The organism is Cohnella thermotolerans DSM 17683, from assembly GCF_000429825.1.
Taxonomy (GTDB): domain Bacteria; phylum Bacillota; class Bacilli; order Paenibacillales; family Paenibacillaceae; genus Cohnella; species Cohnella thermotolerans.
Window position 1 is genome coordinate 24,063 of sequence record NZ_KE386965.1, and the last position, 17,780, is coordinate 41,842.

Annotated in this window: 15 protein-coding genes; 8 read left to right on the forward strand and 7 right to left on the reverse strand. The window is 60.4% G+C overall.

The genetic code is table 11. From position 1 onward, the window contains the following. Window positions 1-96: 96 nt before the first annotated feature. Window positions 97-930, reverse strand: a complete 834-nt coding sequence (locus G485_RS0123490; RefSeq protein WP_240489261.1) for a hypothetical protein — start codon at window positions 928-930, stop codon at window positions 97-99. A 454-nt stretch (window positions 931-1,384) separates the two neighbouring features. On the opposite strand from G485_RS0123490, the gene G485_RS28665 reads away from it, so the two are divergent. After that, on the forward strand, window positions 1,385-3,019 hold the full coding sequence (locus G485_RS28665) for an alpha/beta hydrolase family protein (protein WP_051318533.1): 1,635 nt from the start codon (window positions 1,385-1,387) through the stop codon (window positions 3,017-3,019). Window positions 3,020-3,071: 52 nt separating this feature from the next. On the opposite strand, the gene G485_RS0123500 is transcribed toward G485_RS28665, so the two are convergent. From G485_RS0123500 to wrbA, 4 genes are all read right to left on the reverse strand, one after another. Further along, complete coding sequence (locus tag G485_RS0123500) at window positions 3,072-4,046, reverse strand: glycoside hydrolase family 113 (protein ID WP_027094548.1); 975 nt, start codon at window positions 4,044-4,046, stop codon at window positions 3,072-3,074. 33 nt (window positions 4,047-4,079) lie between these two features. Beyond that, entirely contained in the window at window positions 4,080-4,628 is a 549-nt protein-coding gene (locus G485_RS28005; protein WP_169732362.1) for an alpha-amylase family protein, read from the reverse strand. Window positions 4,629-4,736: 108 nt separating this feature from the next. After that, entirely contained in the window at window positions 4,737-6,398 is a 1,662-nt protein-coding gene (locus G485_RS28010; RefSeq protein ID WP_051318535.1) for a glycosyl hydrolase, read from the reverse strand. Window positions 6,399-6,747: 349 nt separating this feature from the next. Beyond that, window positions 6,748-7,362, reverse strand: coding sequence for an NAD(P)H:quinone oxidoreductase (gene wrbA, locus G485_RS0123515; RefSeq protein WP_027094549.1), 615 nt, complete (start codon window positions 7,360-7,362; stop codon window positions 6,748-6,750). Between the two features lie 303 nt (window positions 7,363-7,665). Between wrbA and G485_RS29605 the strand changes: the two genes are divergently transcribed. Continuing rightward, window positions 7,666-11,805, forward strand: coding sequence for a bifunctional 2',3'-cyclic-nucleotide 2'-phosphodiesterase/3'-nucleotidase (locus G485_RS29605; protein ID WP_420805835.1), 4,140 nt, complete (start codon window positions 7,666-7,668; stop codon window positions 11,803-11,805). A gap of 473 nt (window positions 11,806-12,278) precedes the next feature. Further along, window positions 12,279-13,343, forward strand: a complete 1,065-nt coding sequence (locus tag G485_RS0123525; protein WP_027094550.1) for a ParB/RepB/Spo0J family partition protein — start codon at window positions 12,279-12,281, stop codon at window positions 13,341-13,343. 294 nt (window positions 13,344-13,637) lie between these two features. Here the strand turns inward: G485_RS0123525 and trxA are convergent, their stop codons facing one another. Beyond that, window positions 13,638-13,964, reverse strand: a complete 327-nt coding sequence (trxA, locus tag G485_RS0123535; RefSeq protein ID WP_027094552.1) for a thioredoxin — start codon at window positions 13,962-13,964, stop codon at window positions 13,638-13,640. Beyond that, window positions 13,961-14,329, reverse strand: coding sequence for a MerR family transcriptional regulator (locus tag G485_RS0123540; RefSeq protein ID WP_027094553.1), 369 nt, complete (start codon window positions 14,327-14,329; stop codon window positions 13,961-13,963). Before G485_RS0123540 ends, trxA begins: the two co-directional genes overlap by 4 nt. Window positions 14,330-14,477: 148 nt before the next feature. Between G485_RS0123540 and G485_RS0123545 the strand changes: the two genes are divergently transcribed. Genes G485_RS0123545 through G485_RS0123565 form a run of 5 tightly spaced genes read left to right on the forward strand, consistent with a single transcriptional unit; the run spans window position 14,478 to window position 17,741 of the window. Then, window positions 14,478-14,714, forward strand: a complete 237-nt coding sequence (locus G485_RS0123545) for a hypothetical protein (RefSeq protein ID WP_027094554.1) — start codon at window positions 14,478-14,480, stop codon at window positions 14,712-14,714. 8 nt (window positions 14,715-14,722) lie between these two features. Beyond that, window positions 14,723-15,451 (forward strand): hypothetical protein, encoded by a 729-nt coding sequence (locus G485_RS0123550; protein WP_027094555.1) that lies wholly within the window; start codon window positions 14,723-14,725, stop codon window positions 15,449-15,451. Continuing rightward, window positions 15,448-16,644, forward strand: coding sequence for a glutathionylspermidine synthase family protein (locus G485_RS0123555; RefSeq protein WP_027094556.1), 1,197 nt, complete (start codon window positions 15,448-15,450; stop codon window positions 16,642-16,644). The genes G485_RS0123550 and G485_RS0123555 overlap by 4 nt, the downstream gene beginning before the upstream one ends. Next, window positions 16,645-17,355 (forward strand): hypothetical protein, encoded by a 711-nt coding sequence (locus G485_RS0123560; protein WP_027094557.1) that lies wholly within the window; start codon window positions 16,645-16,647, stop codon window positions 17,353-17,355. An 11-nt stretch (window positions 17,356-17,366) separates the two neighbouring features. Then, window positions 17,367-17,741 (forward strand): DUF350 domain-containing protein, encoded by a 375-nt coding sequence (locus G485_RS0123565; protein ID WP_035157958.1) that lies wholly within the window; start codon window positions 17,367-17,369, stop codon window positions 17,739-17,741. Window positions 17,742-17,780: the final 39 nt, after the last annotated feature.

Below are 17,780 nucleotides of genomic sequence, written 5' to 3' on the forward strand. Positions count from 1 at the left end.
GGGCGAATGTAGCTCAGGCTCTGAGCTTCTTTGGCGGACGTTCGTGCAGGCTTTCGGCGGTAATACGTAAGGGGCGGTCTCCAAACGGTCGACGACTTAGAGCTGCCGGGACAGCTTTGACTTTTTATTGCCGCCCGCCGAATTCAACCGGAGCGCCGATTGGCGCAGCGCCAGCGCCCCAGCCGCAAGCGAGACCAGGAAGCAGACGCCCGCCAGGATCGGAAGCATCGACCACCGAAGCACGGCATCGCCGTTCATCGTCTGCCAGCCTATCGCGACAAGGCCCAGCAGGAAGGCGACGCCCGCAATGTGAATCAGCTTGCGGCGGGCCGACGCTTGGAGCGGGGAGCGTTCCGTCAGCCAGGCGACGAGCGGCACCGCCTGGAGCGCATGGAAGCCGAGTCCGTGCAGCCAGATAATATTGCCGTGCGAACCGATATAGCGGCCCTGGTTGACGGAGATCCAGATACCCGCCGCGAACGACAGGACGACCGCAATCATCGCATAGCGCACGCCGAGCACCAGCTCCGGACGAAGCTCATAAGCTTTCCGGCGGAAAAACTGAACGCCCAGGAACAGATAGAAAAGGACGAGCAGCAGCGCGACGAACGCGAAGACGTTCCCGACGGCCTTGTCGAAGGCCGTACCGTCCGCCACGAACCTCGGGTTGACGCCCCGGAAGTTTTGTACCGTCTCCGCGAAGTAAGCGTAGAGCGCAAGCGCGATGTAAGCCCGGCGAAATACGGAGCGGCTTCTCGCTCCCAGCGCGGAGAACGGGCTGACCGCCGCTGTGGACAGAAGGAAGGCGCCGAGCGCCGCGTTGAACGAGAACGCTTTGGATACGTCTCCCCCCGGCGGCACCTCTCCCCCGAACGCAAGCGTCCAAACGGCGCAAACCGCCGCCAACAGGAAGCCGAGCAGCCCGGTCATCACCAGACTTTTTTCCCCTTCGAACAAACGGACCTTCCGCTTCGCCTCGTGAGCGATAACATGGCTTTTCAAATTGGCCTCTTCCCTTCTCGTGCGAATGGTTACCTTCACAATACTGGAAGGGAATGGATAGGCGTAACGTCCTTCAGGTGAGTCCGGCACCGGACCGGAAGCGGTTCGCCGCACCGGTCTGAAGTCGCAGCTTATCCCGGTCAAGCGGCACCGGCGCCTGCACGTCGGCCGGGCAAGCAGCCGATTACACCCGGTCTAGAGGGCGGCATGCGGCAATGTCTTCAGCCCCATTCACCATTGAGGGCATTTCTTATTAACGCTGTGAACCAACCGCTTTTTTAAACCAAAATTAACCGCCATCGCCCCCTGCCCTTAAACTCCCCGCGATATGATTTCATTCGGAACTTGGTAAACGTTCAATCCACAGAAGAGGTGAAATCATATGAAGTTCAAAATAATTCCCCGCAGCTTAACCGTATCCCTGGCGCTCGCCGTTGCATGGACAGGCCAAGCGGCGGGATCTCCCGGCGCTTGGGCGGCGACGAACGCTCCCGCTGCCGGCCAAGCGTCCGCGATGGCGGATATCCCGCTGCGCAAGCTTGGCGAATGGATCGGGCTGACGATCCATTGGGAGCCGAAGCAGCGGACGATTATCGCGGCCAAGGGAACGGACACGATCCGGCTTCGCCTGGAAGACGAAGGAAGAGCTTCCGCAACGGCGAACGGCCGGACGATTCGCTTGGACGGCGGCGTCGCGGTTCGCGGCGGCACCGTATATGTGACGCGGGACGCGCTGCGGCAGACGCTGGGCATCGAAGCTTCCTGGGCGAACGGCAAGCCGGTGATCGATTCCGCGGACGCGCAAACCCGCGCGAACGCGTTCCTGACCCGGCTTCAGCGCGGCGATGCGGAATCCGCCTATTCGCTGGCCAACGCCGCCTTCAAGGCGGCAACCATTCCCGCGGGGTTGCAGGAATGGATCCGGCAGCTCTCCGCTTATCCGAGAACGTGGGGCACCGTCGCAGCCGACGCCGTACATACGACCGTTACCGTCACGTACCAAGGACCGAAAATGCCGTTCGACGTCGAAGTCCGGCTGGATCGGGACGGACAGGTGGACGATCTTTATGCGACGATGCGAATGGAGGGCTATCGCGCCCCGGCCTACGATCGTCCCGATAGCTACAAGGAGATGCCGGTTGTCGTCGGCACGGGCGATCATGCGGTTCAAGCCACTTTAACGCTTCCCTCAGGCGAAGGGCCGTTCCCGGCGGTCATTCTCGTCCAGGGTGACGGCGAACTGGACGCCGACAGCACCGTTTTCGCCCAGAAACCGTTCCGCGACTTGGCCGCGGGCCTGGCCGGGCAACAAATCGCCGTGCTGCGCATGCCCAAAACGACCCGCGAACACTACGTGCAATTGGCGGATCATTACACGGTCGAGGACGAATTCGTCGATAATCCGCTCCTGGCCGCGGAAGCCTTGGCGACCTATCCCTCCATCGATCCGCAGCGCATCTATGTGGCCGGTCATAGCCGGGGCGGATGGATGGTCCCCCGCATTCTGGCCCGCGACTCGAAGCGGCTTCTTGCCGGAGCGATCGTCCTGGCGGGTGCGGATCCGCGCTATTCGGAGATCGACTCTTATGACCATCCCGAGCTGGGAGGGATGCTGCCCGCCGAAGAGCTGGCCTATTACCGCGAACAATTGAAGCTCGTGCGGCAGCCGGACTTCGACCCGGCGAATCCGCCCGCGTCGTTCGATTTGCCGCCCAATCCGTACTGGTGGTCCGACATCGACAGCTACGAGCCGGCGAAGGAAGCGCAGCTGCGCGACGCCGACATGCTCGTGCTGCAAGGGGAACAGGATTTTCAGGTGCCGGCCGCCAGCCTGCAAGGCTGGAAGGATATTTACGAGGGAAGACCGAACGTGGAGTACCGCACTTATCCGAATTTGACCCATTTATTTACGGAAGGCACACTGGAGAACGGGATCAGCAATTACGCCAAACCGGCGAATGTGGATCCCCAAGTGATCGAGGATATAGCGAAGTGGATCGCAGACCGGCCGCATTAAAAAGGAAAGCCGGCCAAGGGGGCAAACGAGTCTCCCTTGGCCGGCCTTGCGCTTATTTCGGCTTCGCATACCATTCGCGAACGACGCGTTCCGCTTTTTTGCCGTAAATATCGAAGCCCGTGTTAGCCCCAGCCGCTTCAAGCGGATACAGCTTGACGCTCCAATCCCACCAGAAAAAACCCGCAAACCACGGCTCGTCCCAGAACGTCTTGAGGACGGAGCTGTAGAAGTTCGCCTGCTCCTCCTCGCTGGCCGGAAGCTTCGTATGCGTGAAGTCCCACGGCATCGCCGCGCAGCCCAAAGCGCTGCGGCAGCCGATCTCCACGAAGGCGATCGGTTTGCCGAACCTGGCGTGAAGCCGGGACAGCTTCTCCTTCACCGGAAGCCAGTTCGCGATCATCGCTTCCTCACTGGCCCCCGGCCGGGAGGCGACCGGATAGTAAGCGCTCGTGCCGATCAAATCGACCCGGTCGAACCAATCGACGCCCTCCTCTTTGCCGTGGTTCGCGTTATAGGTGATCGGCCCGCCGTAAACGCTCCGGATATCGTCAATGAGGGCGTGCCAGTATTCGGTCTTTCGCTCCGTGCCGATCATCTCGCAGCCGACGCAGAACATGTCGCAGCCCAGTTCCTCCGCGAGCTCGGCATAGTGGCGCAAGAAATTGCCGTAGGAACGAAACCAGGCGTCCCAATAGCGCTTGGCGCCTTCCTCCTCGGGAAAGCCGATATGCGCGCGCCAAATGCCGTCGGCGGAATTGACGACCGGCTTCAGGCATACTTTGAGCCCAAGCGCCTGGGCCTGCTTCACCGCATATTCGATATCCCGGTCGGTGACCGTGTATCCGTAGTCGAAGGGAATCTCCGTCGAATGAATCGTCGATTGAAACGTGTAGAACGCCAGCGCAATCCACTCGCTTCCGGTCTCCTTCAGCTTCCGAAGCGAATCGAGCGCGTACGGCTGCCGATACGCCCCGCGGGCGCTGTTCCAGCCGTACGTCATTCCTTTGATGAATAAACCCGCCGCCAAAAAAAGATTCCTCCTTCGCCTTCGCCGCCCCGGTTACCGAAAAGCCGCTTTTACGACCGCAAGCTCGTGGGGCGACACTTTTCTCGTATACCGGCCTTCATGAACGCCCGATTCTTCGCGCGCCCACAAATCGCGTACGGCCGCTGCCTTCCTGGCAAGCCCGCCCGCTCCCGCCTCGAGGCCGAGCTCGCTCCACTTCACCGTCATCTCTTTCTCCTCCGACGACCGGTTGTACAAGCCGATGGCGACGGACCCGTCCGACAACGGCTTCACCCACAGATCGGTTCCTTCTTCCTTGCGGACGATGCGGCCCTGCCGGCCGAGCGGAACCTGTTTCACGGCAATCAGTTCGGGATTCAGGAGCGTCTCCTTCGTAGCGGCGTCCATCTTCCGGATGTCGCAGCCGATGAGAAGCGGAGCGGCGGAGAGACACCAAAGGCTGAAATGCGACCGGTATTCCAAGGGCGTACAACCCGGGCCCATCCATTCGTTCGCCCCGTTCACGCCGACGACGAGCATATCCGGATCGTTCCAATGGCCGGGGACGGCGTACGCTGTTGAATGGGATCGGTCACGATTCACTCCTCCTTGAACGGATTGTCCGGAATGTCCTCTATTATGTTGCCTTCGCGGCAAGGCGAACACCCTAGTAAACGCACAGCAACACAATAGAAAATAGAGATTGGAGGGCTAGCGTCCGTAAGCGTTCAGATCGGGCAGTTCGTCCAACGTAAGGACTCTCTTGTCGTTGTACACCTTCTTGATATGATCGAGGCTGTTCTTCTTGCCGTCGGTCAGAAAATCGCCGTCCCAGGTGCAGAACCAGCTCCAGTCGGCATGGTATTTCTCCAGCAGCTCCGGATCGGGAATCGGTCCGTTCTCGGTAAGGGCGACCAGCTTCTTGTCCTGCACCAGCGACACCAGCTCGTCGTACTTGCCGCTTACGGGACCGTAATCGCCGTCCGGCGGATAGGAATCGACGCTGACGATATCGACGACATCGTCGCCCGGATACCAATCGGCGGCGGCCGAATTCCAAATCCAGATCAAATTGTTCAGTTTATGGACGTTCGTCAGACGGTCGTACACGAGGCGGTACAGCTTTTTCGCAGGCTCGGGCCCTTTCGCCCCCCACCAGAACCACCCGCCTTCCGCTTCGTGCAGCGGACGGAACAGCACCGGCACTTTGGCATCCTGCAGCTTCTTCAACTGGGCGGCAATCGCGTCGATGTCGCGGAGGAGAAGCTTGTAGTCTTCGGAATCCGGATGCTTCATCGCGTACTCCACGTCGAATGTCGTCGCTTCCGTATAGAACCCTCTCCACCATTCTTTGCCGGGTTCGTCGATCAGATCCTTCGGCGCGTTCCAATGCCAGACGAACGTGACGATTCCGCCTCGGCGATGCCAATCGATCGCCCGCTCGATCTCCTCCGATTTGGAGCCGTGCGCAACCCTCGTCGGCGAATATTCGATCAGATCGAAGCCGACGACGGCCGGTTGCTTGCCCGTCTGTTCGGCGATCCAGTCCAGGTTGCTGTAGTTCTGCTGCCCGGAGAGAATCGACTTGCCGTATTGATCGGCAAGGAAGGCGAATAGGGACCCCGCTTCCTTCGTCGCGTTCGGATTGACCAGCTTGCGCACGATCGCATGCGGCTTCGGCGCCCCGGCTTGTTGCAGCTTAATGTAGTCGATCTCGTACCAGCCCCAGTTTTTGTCGATCGTCACGGTATTCTCCCCTTCGTTCAGAAGCAGCTTGCCTGCCGGCACTTCGCCGAATGTAACGCTTGCTTTGACGCTAACGTCGCCGGACGGCTGCCCGTTCAGCTTCAAGGACAATACTTTGTCGCCGTAGGGCGCGCGGCAGCCGATCGACAGGGCGTAGATCCCGGCGGCGGGGACGTCGATCTGAAAAGCGATGGAGTCTCCGTCCTTGTCGAAGCCCGTCACGTATCCGGTTCCCGAGTACCCTTGCGCGGAGGACTCGACGATGGTGCCGTTCAGCGCCGCATCCTCGGCTTCGTAGACGACCGGCTCCATGGCGGCGGCTTCGGTTTCGTTCGCCCCGGCGGCGGAAGGTGCCGCGCCCTGGCCTTCGGCGGACGCTTCATTGGGCGGAGCCGCGGCCATACCGCTGGCTGACGCCGTATTGGGCGCATCCGGAGACGCGTTGCCGGCCGTCGTGCCGGGAGGTGTGCCGGGGGATGCGCCGAGCTTCATCCCGTTGGAATTGCCGGCCGCTTCCTTCCCCGCAGCGGGATCGGAGCGGGCGAACGGCTTGGCGACAACGATCAGGCAGAGGACAATAATAATCGCGACAGATGAAAATAAGACGAGCCTGATTTTTCGTTTCATCGGACCTAACGCCCCCGTTTTGTCGTCTTCCCTAGCTTGGTTACGCGAAAACGCGACTCCATTGGCCGGTGCGCCGCTTGATTTCATCGAGCATCCCGCCCGTTCGGGCCGGCTTCGCGGCGCGCCTCGACTTCACCCAAAATAGCACAACCAAAACCGCCTAAAAACATTACGGATTATACAAATTGACCCCACGGATGCGTCGATGCGCTCCGTAGAAAAGAAAAAAAACAAAGCCGTCCCGCCTATCCCAACAAGACAGATTGTTCGTCTTGTTAAGCTAACGCTGGACTCGCCAGCGTTAAAAAACCGGACCCAGCCGGGTCCGGTTCCTAACCGTTTCCTCTTCTCAGCCGCCCTGCCCCTGCTTTACCCAACCGGCTACGGTAACGGTCCGTTTCGCCTGGTGCATGACGGCCGCCTGGACATCCTCCTGCAAGGAGCCGTCCTGATTCACGGTGACGCTCGTGCCATACGGATTCCCGCCGGACGTATATGCCGACTGGTCCGTGTAGCCCGGAGCGGCCACAATCGCTCCCCAGTGATAGAACGACGTATGCAGCGCCAAAATCGTCGCTTCCTGCCCGCCGTGCGGATTGCCGGCGCTCGCCATCGCACTGACGACTTTGTTCGCCAGCTTGCCTTGGGCCCACAAGCCGCCCAGCGTATCAATAAACTGCTTCATCTGCGACGGCACGTTGCCGAATCGGGTCGGCACGCTGAAAATCAGGGCGTCCGCCCACTCCAAATCGGCCGCGGAAGCTACCGGCACGTCCTTCGTCGCTTCGGCGTGCGCCTTCCAGGCGGGGTTGCTGTCGATGGCGGCTTGCGGCGCCAGTTCCTGCACTTTGAGCACCTTCACTTCGGCTCCCGCTTCCTTCGCCCCTTCGGCCGCCCATTGCGCCAGCTTGTAGTTCGTTCCGGTGGAACTGTAGTAAATGATCGCTAGTTTGACATTGGCCACTCAGATCGCTCCTCTGGAATAAATTTCATCCTTCTTGTTATCTCCGCAAAAAGCCCAAATCATTCCCTTTATAGGAAAGTCCCCCTCAACCGCCAATGCCGTCACCCACGGCCCATGTCCTTAGAAAGTGAGAAAATATTACACAAATATGTCCGATTCTATCGGTTTTTGCCGAAATCGATCCTTTTGGTGAGAATATCGGATTATAAGCAAACTTTTTCTAGAAAAATATAGTCATCCTCCCTATGATTCTATTATTATTAGTAATGTATTCATACACATAGTGGGAGGATGATGTTACACGTGCGATACCGCTCCGGTTCGAAGCTTGGAAGATTAATGGTTTCATCTCTTGCAGTCAGTTTATTGGCGCTGCCTCTGAACGGCTTTATCGCATCCGCGGCGGACGCGGAATCGACCCTCAAGCTAAGAATTCTGGAGACGACGGACGTTCACACCAACCTCATGCCTTACGACTACTACAAAGACGCCCCCTCCGATTCCGTCGGCCTGGCTCGAACCGCCACGCTGATCAAGGCGGCCAGACAGGAAGAACCCAACACGTTCCTGGTCGATAACGGCGACCTGATTCAGGGCACTCCGCTCGGCACGTACAAGGCGCTGATCGCCCCGCTCAAGGACGGCGAGATCCACACGGTCTACAAAGCGATGAACCAGTTGGGCTACGACGCCGCGACGCTGGGCAACCACGAGTTCAACTACGGGCTCGATTACCTCGACAAGGCGATCGCGGGAGCCGACTTCCCCTATGTCAACGCGAACGTGTATGTCGACGACAAGGACGGGAACCCGGACAACGACGTCAACAAGTACGAGCCGTACAAAATTATCGAGAAGAAATACACGGACGAGTCCGGCCGGGAGCAGACGCTGCGAATCGGCGTCATCGGGTTCGTTCCGCCGCAAATTACGCAATGGGACAAATCCGCGCTGGACGGCAAGGTCATCGCCAAGGACATCGTCGCGACGGCCGAGAAGTTCGTGCCCGAGATCAGAGCCAAAGGCGCGGATCTCGTCATCGCCTTGGCGCACTCCGGCTTTAACGGCAACGCGCAGCCTTATGTAAGCGCCGAGGACGCGGTGCTGCCGCTGAGCAAAGTGCCGGGCATCGACGCGATCACCTTTTCCCATACCCATAAGGTGTTCCCGACGGCGGACGACCAGTCGCTGGACGCCCTGTTCAAAGGAGCCGACGGCAAGCCGCTGCCGGGCGTGGACAACGTGCGAGGAACGATCAACGGCGTTCCCGCTGTGCAAGCCGGCTACGGCGGAAGCAACCTCGGCGTAATCGACTTGACGCTGGAGAAGCAGGACGGGAAGTGGAAGGTCGTCAGCTCCCAGTCGTCCACCAAGGCGATCTATGACGCGGCCGCCAAGAAGGCGCTTGTCGACTCGGATCCGGCCGTCGTGGAGGCGGTGAAGGCGGATCACGAAGCGACGATCCAATACGCCAACAACCCGATCGGGACAACGGCGGCTCCGATCCACAGCTTTTTCGCGCTCGTGCAGGACGACCCGTCCGTCCAGATCGTCACGAACGCGCAGAAGCAGTATGTGGAAGAGTACGTGAAGAAGAACTTGCCCGAATACAAGGACACGCCGGTTCTGTCCGTCGGGGCGCCGTTCAAGGCCGGACGCAACGGGCCGGAGGAATTCACGGAGATCAAGGCCGGACCGCTGGCGATCAAGAGCGCGGGCGACCTGTACTTGTACGACAATACCTTGAAGGCCCTTCTCGTGAAGGGTTCGGTCGTCAAGGAGTGGCTGGAGATGTCCGCCGGCAAGTTCAACCAGATCGATCCGGGCAAGAAGGAAGAGCAAGCGCTGCTGAATCCTTCCTTCCCGGTGTACAACTTCGACGTCATCGACGGCGTCACGTACCAGATCGACGTGACGAAGCCGGCCAAGTACAAGCCGGACGGCACGATCAACGACGCTTCTTCCAGCCGGATCGTCAATCTGAGCTACCAGGGCAAGCCCATCGATCCGGACCAGGATTTCATCATCGCCACCAACAATTACCGCGCGGGGGGAGGCGGCAACTTCCCGGGCGTCAAGGGCAGCAAGTTGATCATCGATTCGACGGTCGAGAACCGGCAAATTCTCATGGACTACATCGCTTCCCAGCCGTCCGTCAACCCGACGGCCGACAACAACTGGTCGATCGCGCCGATCGCCGGAGGCGTCAACGTGACGTTTACGTCCTCGCCGAAGGCGGCGGATTACATCGGCTCGGGCTCCAATATCGGCTATACGGGCAAGCAGGACGATAAAGGGTTCGGCATCTTTACGCTGGATCTGAGCAAGGCGGCGGCGCCAAGCACCGGTACGGACACGGGCGCAGGCACGGGTACGGGCGCCGGAACCGGGACGCAAACGGGCATCGCGTTCAAGGACGTACCCGCAACCCACTGGGCCTACGAGGCGATCGGCGACTTGGCCGCCCAGAACATCGTCACGGGCACCGGCGACTCGACGTTCGACCCGAACGCCCCGGTGACGCGGGCGCAATTCGCCACCCTGCTCGCCAAGGCGTTGCAACTGACCGCGGCCGGCAAAGCGAAATTCTCCGACGTCCCGGCTTCGGCCTGGTATGCGGACGCGGTGGCGGCGGCTTCCGAGCAAGGCATCGTCGGCGGCGTAAGCAAAGACAAGTTCGCGCCGAACGCCGCCATTACCCGCGAGCAAATGGCCGTCATGGCAAGCAACGCCTTGAAATATAAGGCGGGCGGCTCGATTAAGGCGGACAGCGAAGCGAAGTTTGCGGACGTCTCCGCCATCAGCGCATGGGCCAAGGCGGGCGTGAACGTCGCGGTCGATCGCGGCGTCATGGCGGGCAACGGCGGCAAGTTCAGCCCGAAAGCGACGGTCACCCGCGCCGAAGCGGCCAAGGTCGTCTATACGCTGATTACGCCGATCTCGGTTCAATTGCTCGGCATCAACGACTTCCACGGGCAACTGGACTATTCGAAGACGGTGAAGGACGCAAACGGCCAAGTCGTCTCCACGCTCGGCGGAGCCGACTATCTGGCGGCTTATCTGAGGCAGCGCGAGGCGACGAACCCGAACACGCTGCTCGTGCATGCGGGCGACGCCGTCGGCGCCAGTGCGCCGGTGTCCGCTCTGCTGCAGGACGAGCCGACCATCGACTTCCTCAACCGGCTCGGCTTCGACGTCGGAACGCTCGGCAACCACGAATTCGACAAGGGTGCGGACGAGGCGCTGCGCCTCATTCACGGCGGCAAAAACCCGGTCAGCGGCAAGGACTTCGCGGGCGCGAACTTCCCGTACGTCGCGGCCAACGTGCTCGGCAAAGACGGCAAGCCGCTGCTCGATCCGTACGTCGTCAAGGAAGCGGGCGGCGTCAAGATCGGCTTCATCGGCCTCGTGACCAACATTACGCCGACGATCGTCCGGGCTTCCAGCATTGAAGGCATCACCTTCACGAACCAGACCGAAGCGGTCAACAAAGCGGTGGCGGAGCTGAAGGCGCAAGGCGTCGAGGCGATCGTCATTTTGGCGCACGATCCGTTCGAAGGCTCGTCCGACGCGCCGACCGGCGAGGTCGTCGACCTGGCGAACAGCGTGGACGACGAAGTGGACGTCATTTTCGCCGGACATAATCATGGCGGTTTGAACAAAGTGATCGACGGCAAGCTCGTCACCGAGGCGTATTCGTACGGGACGGCGTTCTCCGACATCGATCTGGAGATCGACCGCGCCACGCACGATATTGTGTCGTCCAAGGCGGAGATCGTCGACGTCAAGCACGAAGGCATCGAGCCGGACGCCGAGATCGCGAAGATGATCAAGGACTATCAGGGGCTGAACGCTCCGACGATGAACAAGCCGATCGGCAAGACGGACGCGGCCATTACGAGAACGGCGAACGAAGCCGGCGAATCGGCGCTCGGCAACCTGATCGCCGACGGCATGCGCGAGGCGATGAAGACGGACTTCGCGTTCATGAACTCCGGCGGCATCCGCAACGACATGCCGGAGGGCAACGTCACCTACGGCAACATGTTCAGCATCCAGCCGTTCGGCAACGTGCTCGTGAAGATGACGCTCACGGGCGCGCAGATGAAGGAGCTGCTCAATCAGCAATGGGCGGGAACCTCGGCGAAAATCGGTCAAGTGTCCGGGTTCACGTACAGCTACGACGACAGCAAGCCGGTAGGCGAGCGAATCGTCGAGATCAAGAAGGCGGACGGCACCGTGCTGGAGGATTCCGCCTCGTACACGATCGTCGTCAACGACTTCATGGCGACCGGCGGCGACGGCTACACCGTCCTGAAGGAAGGAACGAACCGCGAAGCCGGTCCCGTCGACCTCGACGCGACGATCGCCTACCTCCAAGCCAAGTTCGGCGACGGCGCCATTACCGCGAAAATCGAAAACCGCTTTACAAAGTTGAATTAACCCGCAACAAGGAAATAAGGTTGGCCAGCCTCTGCGGCTGTCCAACCTTATTCTTTTTATGCCGCTCTATTCTGTCACCGTCACCGCAACGGACTCTTGCTTGCTCCCCAATGAAGCGGTTATTCGGGGTTTTCCCCCTCGCAACCGGATGGTTTTCCCTGCGGCAGCCGCGGATAATGATATAATGGTTACGGGCGTCAAGCGGCCGCGGCTCCAAGTCGGGTAATGCCGCCGAAGAGAATAAACCGACGACGGTGCAACGAGCGAACAATCTCTTTCGAGCCTTGATAAGACGTTTTTTTCCCTTGTTCGCTCGTTCCCTTGTCATAAGGTGCTTAGCAAGACGGTTTTTTTGTCTTGTACGCCGGTTCCCGGTCGCCGAAGCCAGCCGCACTCCTTTTAGCAGATAAAAAGAACCTCGCTTAAATCTATTCGAATCGGATATTCGAGAGAACGATAGGAGAAGTCGACCTATGAACATTGTCGAGATCAAGATCGGCCTCATCGATGAAGACACGGATCAGCCGCGATACCAGTTCGACGAAGAGGCGCTTCAGGAATTGATGAACAGCATCGAAGAGCTGGGTCTGCTGTCGCCTATCAAAGTCAGGCCGATAGAAGGCGGAAGATATAAAATCATCTACGGCAATCGTCGCTACAAAGCCTGCAAGAAGCTGGGCCGGCCGACGATTCCCTGCATCGTGTCGAACGCGACGGACGAGCTTGACATCTATCTGGAGCAAATCGCGGAAAACCTCACCCGCGAAGGCTTCTCGCCGGTGGAGGAGGCGGAGGCTTTCCACAAGCTGTTGAACGACGCCAGGTTCAGAAGCTCGACCAAGTTTCTGTCAAGCAAGCTAGGCAAGACGGAGGCTTATATCAAAAACAAATGCGAGCTGCTCAAATTCGGCCCCGCCGTCAAGAAACTGGTTGTCGCCGGAACGGAAATCCGCAAGGACAAGCTGACGGAAGACCAACTGCTCCCATTAAAGGACTTGCCTATGGAATACCGGGATGCCCTGGCGCTCACCTTCGCCCGGGACGAGACGCCCGTCACCGACATCAAGCGGATCGCCAAGCTGTTCAAGGACGAGAGCATTTCGGCCGGCGTGAAGAGCAAACTGCTCTACAAATCCGGATACGAGCTGCTGGAGACGTGGGCCACATTCGAGCACAACCGCAAGGAACGCGCGCGGCAAGAAGCGTTGAAGGCGGAGGAGGCGAGACGGGCGGAGGAAGAAGCGAAGGCAATGGCGGAAGCGGGCGCGGAGGCGGAAGTGAATGCGGAGGCGGAACCGCAAGCGGCTCGGACGGCGGCGGCTACGGCCGAGACTTCCATCGAGAGCAAGGCGCGCAAGCTGCTGGCCTCGCTGCCTGCGCCGGCGCCTCTCCCGGCCGAAGCCGCAAGCGGCCTCAAGGCGCTTCCGCCGGAAGCGGCGGAGCGGTTCGTACAGAATGTGGACGCCCTGATCGAAAATTTGGAGAAGCATCTGGCGGAATGGAGACGCATCCGCGAGGCGGTGACATCGGGGACTTGATTTTGGCGGAAGCGGCGCGCGAATGGGTCCAGTTCGTGTTGTAAGCTCGATTTTCGTGCTTACAGCACGCAATTCGGCTGTCGCGCCGCCTCTAAGCTCGATTTTCGTTCTTACTGCGTGCATTCGCGCCGAAGCCGGGCGACCGCTCGCTGCCGTGCAGAAGCTTCAGTCGCCAGCCGCTTGCTTCCTGCAAGGGCCCGCTTCTCGCTCGGTTGCGCACCGGCCCGGGACTCGCGCCCCGCAAAATGGCAAAAACCCCGGGAAGCCGGGGTTTTCCCATCCACTCGCCCTTCCTTACACCCGCGCAAGCCGCCGATCGATCACGTTCCGATATACATCCTTCGGCCGCAATCCGACCAGCTTGTCGACGGGCTGCCCATCCTTAAAAAGGATGACCGTCGGCATGCTCATGACGCCGAATTGCGACGCCAGCTCGGGAGAGTCGTCCGCGTCCACCTTGGCGAACCTTACAACTCCCCCGTATTCTTCCGCCAAATGATCCAGAATCGGCAACAAGGCTTTGCACGGAGGGCACCATTCCGCCCCGAATTCCAGGACGGCAATATCCGAACTCCCCATCCACTCTGTAAACCGGCTTTCATCGATCGTTTGCAGGCTCATTGTGCCTTCTCCTCCTTTTTCTCCTCGCGAATGGACGCGATCCGATCGATCAGATTCGACCGGATCTCCGACAACAGCCTGATCTGACCGTCGATCTCGGACAGCTTCTTCTCGAAAACCGGCAGCACCTCCTCGCAGAACGCCTCCTTGCTCTTCATGACGCAATGGAGAAAGCTCGCGATCTGCTCCGTATTCAAACCCAGCGACAAATAGAGCCGAATCGTGCGGACCTGTTCCACGGCCAGCGGGTTGTACACCCTGTAGCCGCTCTCCAGCCGGGAAGCCGTCAGCAGTCCCTTCTTCTCGTAATAACGGAGAGACCGGATGCTCGCTCCCGTCGCTTTGGACAGCTCCCCTATTCTCACAGTCGTCACCTCCCCGGAGCGGCCGTTACCCTCATCATAAACCCTGACATCCGTGTGAGGGTCAAACATTTTGCCGGACGGCGAAACAAGACGGCGGTATAGAACGTATGATTGACATGCGCTTTTTTTTGGAAGAGGAGGGGCTCGCTTGGAAAAGGGAATGAAGGTGCATTTGCTGCTGAAGCAGCCCGGAGGAGACATCCTTCAGATTGACGAACGAATGTGGACCGCGGATATGATAGCGGCTCTGCATCACGTCAACTATCTGACGGTCGGCGGGGTCGAATACGAGACGCTTGAAGGCCGGCTGAACGTGGACACGCAAGCGATGGAGCTGCTGCTTGCCGAGGTTCGGCACGTGAAGAAGCTGGAACGGAAGGAGTAACGCCTGCCATGGACGAACAGAAGGAGAAGAAAAGCGGGCCGGCAAAGCCGCTCCCCTTGCTGGCGGCCGACGGCAAGCCGCTGAAGGTGCTGTCGACGTCGCTGGGCATCGCCCTGCTGGCGAACGCGCTCTATGCGGCCGGCGCCTCGCATCCCGCCGCGGCGGAGACGGGCGCGCCCGATGCATCGCCGACGGCGTCCGGCTCGGGCGCGGCGGCGGCCGGTCCGGTGCTGGCCGAATGGTCGACGGAAGCGGTAAAGGCGTACTTCGACCCGTCCGTCGACTGGAATTTGCCGTTGGCCGGCGAGGAGGAAGACGAACCCGCGGCGGCAGGCGGCACGGACGCCGGAAATTCCGGCGGCGACGGATCAGGCGGCTCAGGGGGATCGGGCGGAGGCACTACGATCGTTCATACGTCGTCCGGCTTCGGCTGGGACGATCTGATGCTGTACCATCTCATTTTCAATCGGGGCGGGTCGTATTCGTCGGGCGCTTATTACGGCAGCCATGCCGCTTACGACGCCAGAAGCGGGCAGGCCTACAAGCCGCGCAGCTACGACAGCGAAGCGTTCCAGAACAAGCCGGTCGTCGGCTCGGCCGTTCGCCCGAAGACCTCGGCTTCGAGCGGCTCGATCACGCGCCGCTCCACGTCTTCCTCGCCGGGCGGCATCGGCGGCAAATCGAGCAGCTTCAGCTCGTCCGGCTCGAGCCATTCCTTGGGCGGGTTCGGCGGATGAGCGTCGGCGCCTTCGAGGTCGTCGGCACGCCGCACCCGGACCGCGAGAGCCGCGTGGCGGCGCTGCGCGAGATGGGCTTCGGCTGGGCCGACCTGGAGAACGATCCGTATTGGATCGATCAGCTCGTCGTCATGAACGAAGCCGTCTACGCCGAGCTGGCGCAGGCGTCCGAACGGTTGTGGCGAATTTTCGACAAGGCCGCCCGATTCGTGACGGGCAAGCGCGACCTGTACGGGATGATCGGCATCCCCGAGGTGCTGTGGAAGAGCCTCGACACGATCGCTCTCGAGCCGGAAGGCTTGATCAGCCGTTATGCGCGCTTCGATTGGGCCGTGTCGGCGTCGGGCGACATCAAGCTGCTCGAGTTGAACGCGGATACGCCCACAGGCTATGCGGAGGCTTCGGTCGCAACCCCGTGGATGTGCGGCCAATACGGCATCCGCACAGTCAACGGGCCGATGGCGGAGCGGGTCCGCGAAGCCTGGGCGGCATGGCGTCCGGACGCGGCGGCTTGCGTCGGGTACGGCTCGCACCGGGAAGACACGGGAACGGTCGATCTGCTTATTCGCCATAGCGGACAGGGCGTCCGGGGCGTCGACTGCCTCGACCTGTGGATCGACAACGGCATCTTGCGGGACAAGGAAGGACGGGAGATTCGCCGCCTGTTCGCCTTGTACCCGAAAGAGTGGATGGCCGTGGACGACGGCGGCGACGCGCTCGCCTACGCTATCGAGACCGAGCGGCTGCGGCTGTTCAACTCGCCCCACGCCGTCATTTTGCAATCCAAAGGGCTTCAGGCGCTCATCTGGGGGCTGCATGAGCTGCAGCTCGTATTCTCTCCCGAAGAGTCGGAGACGATCGAGCGCTACATGCTTCCCACCTATACCAAAGCGGTGTTCGACGGGAGCTTCGTCTCGAAGTCGATGTTCGGGCGGGAAGGCGGGTCGGTCGTCCTTTACGACGAGGATGGACGCTTGGAGCTGAAGGACGAGGACGGCTACGATACGAGCCGCCTCTTTCCGACGGTGTACCAGAAGCGGGCGGAGCTCGCCCGCATTCAGCTGGCGGCCGGCGAGTTCCATCTGCTGACCGGCCTGTTCGTCCTCAACGGCGTTCCGTGCGGCTTGCTCGGACGCGCAGGCGGGCCGATCACGGGGAATGCCAGTCATTTTGTAGCGATCGGAGTGAAATGAATGAACGGTTGGGAACCGAGGGGAAGGAACCGGGACGACAGTTACGCCGCGCGAATACTCCCTCTCCTTATAGGCGGCATTCTGTTCATCGTCTTCCTGGGCGTTGTCGCCAATTCTTGTTCGGACCGCGACAGCGGTTGGGACTCTTCTTCGGCGGCATGGCCGGATTCCGGGAATGCGGCGGCCGTCTCCGATAATACGGCGCAGCCGCAGACCGTTCCGTGGGATTACCGGATCGTCGAGGGAACGGTCGGCGACCTGATCAACGGGGATATGACGCTGCTGCCGGACAACGCGCTGCTGCCTAACGACGACAACTATGCGACGGGCGACAAAGTATGGGTGCTGCAGTACATGGGAGCCATCATGGACACGGACGCGAACAACCGGGCGAATATTACGCTCACATCCTGGAAGCCGATCAAGTCCTTCCGGAAGAAGGAAGCGGCCGAAGCGGACATCGCGAAGCTGAAGCTTAGCCTGAAGGCGGAGATCGACCTGGTCGGCGTGTACAAAACGACCTATCAAGGCGAAACCCGCGACTTCGCCGTCATGACCCTTCCTTCGGGACAGACGGTCAAGCAGCCCATCGACGAGGCCAGGTACGCCAAGCTGAAGCCTCTGAAGAAAGTGTCCGTTCTGCTCGAGGAAGTGCACGATTACAGCAATTATGATCTGGCGTATGCCAAGTTTCGGGGGTGGGCCGCGTGATCGTGGTCGATATGATCGTCAGCATCGTCGTCATTCTTGTCCTTCAGTTGCTGGGCATGGTCATTTTCAGCTGGATGACGCCGTTCAACGACCTGGAGGAGCTCAAAAAAGGCAATACGGCCGTCGGCCTCGCCATGGGCGGCAAATTTCTCGGGACGGCGATTATTCTCGGCGTGTCGGCCTATACGAACAGCTCGATCTGGCACATGATGCTCTGGTTCGGGGCCGGTTACGTCTGTCTCGTCGCCGTCTACTGGGTGTTCGAATGGGCCACGCCGGGGCTGAAGCTGCCGGAGCATTTGCAGCAAGGCAACGTTGCCGTCGGTTTGCTGCTATGCTTCGTTTTTGTCGGCATGAGCTTTGCGATCAGCAGCCTGATTATTTAACGGGATAAGATGAACAGCTGCAGGCTGTCTCCCGCGGGC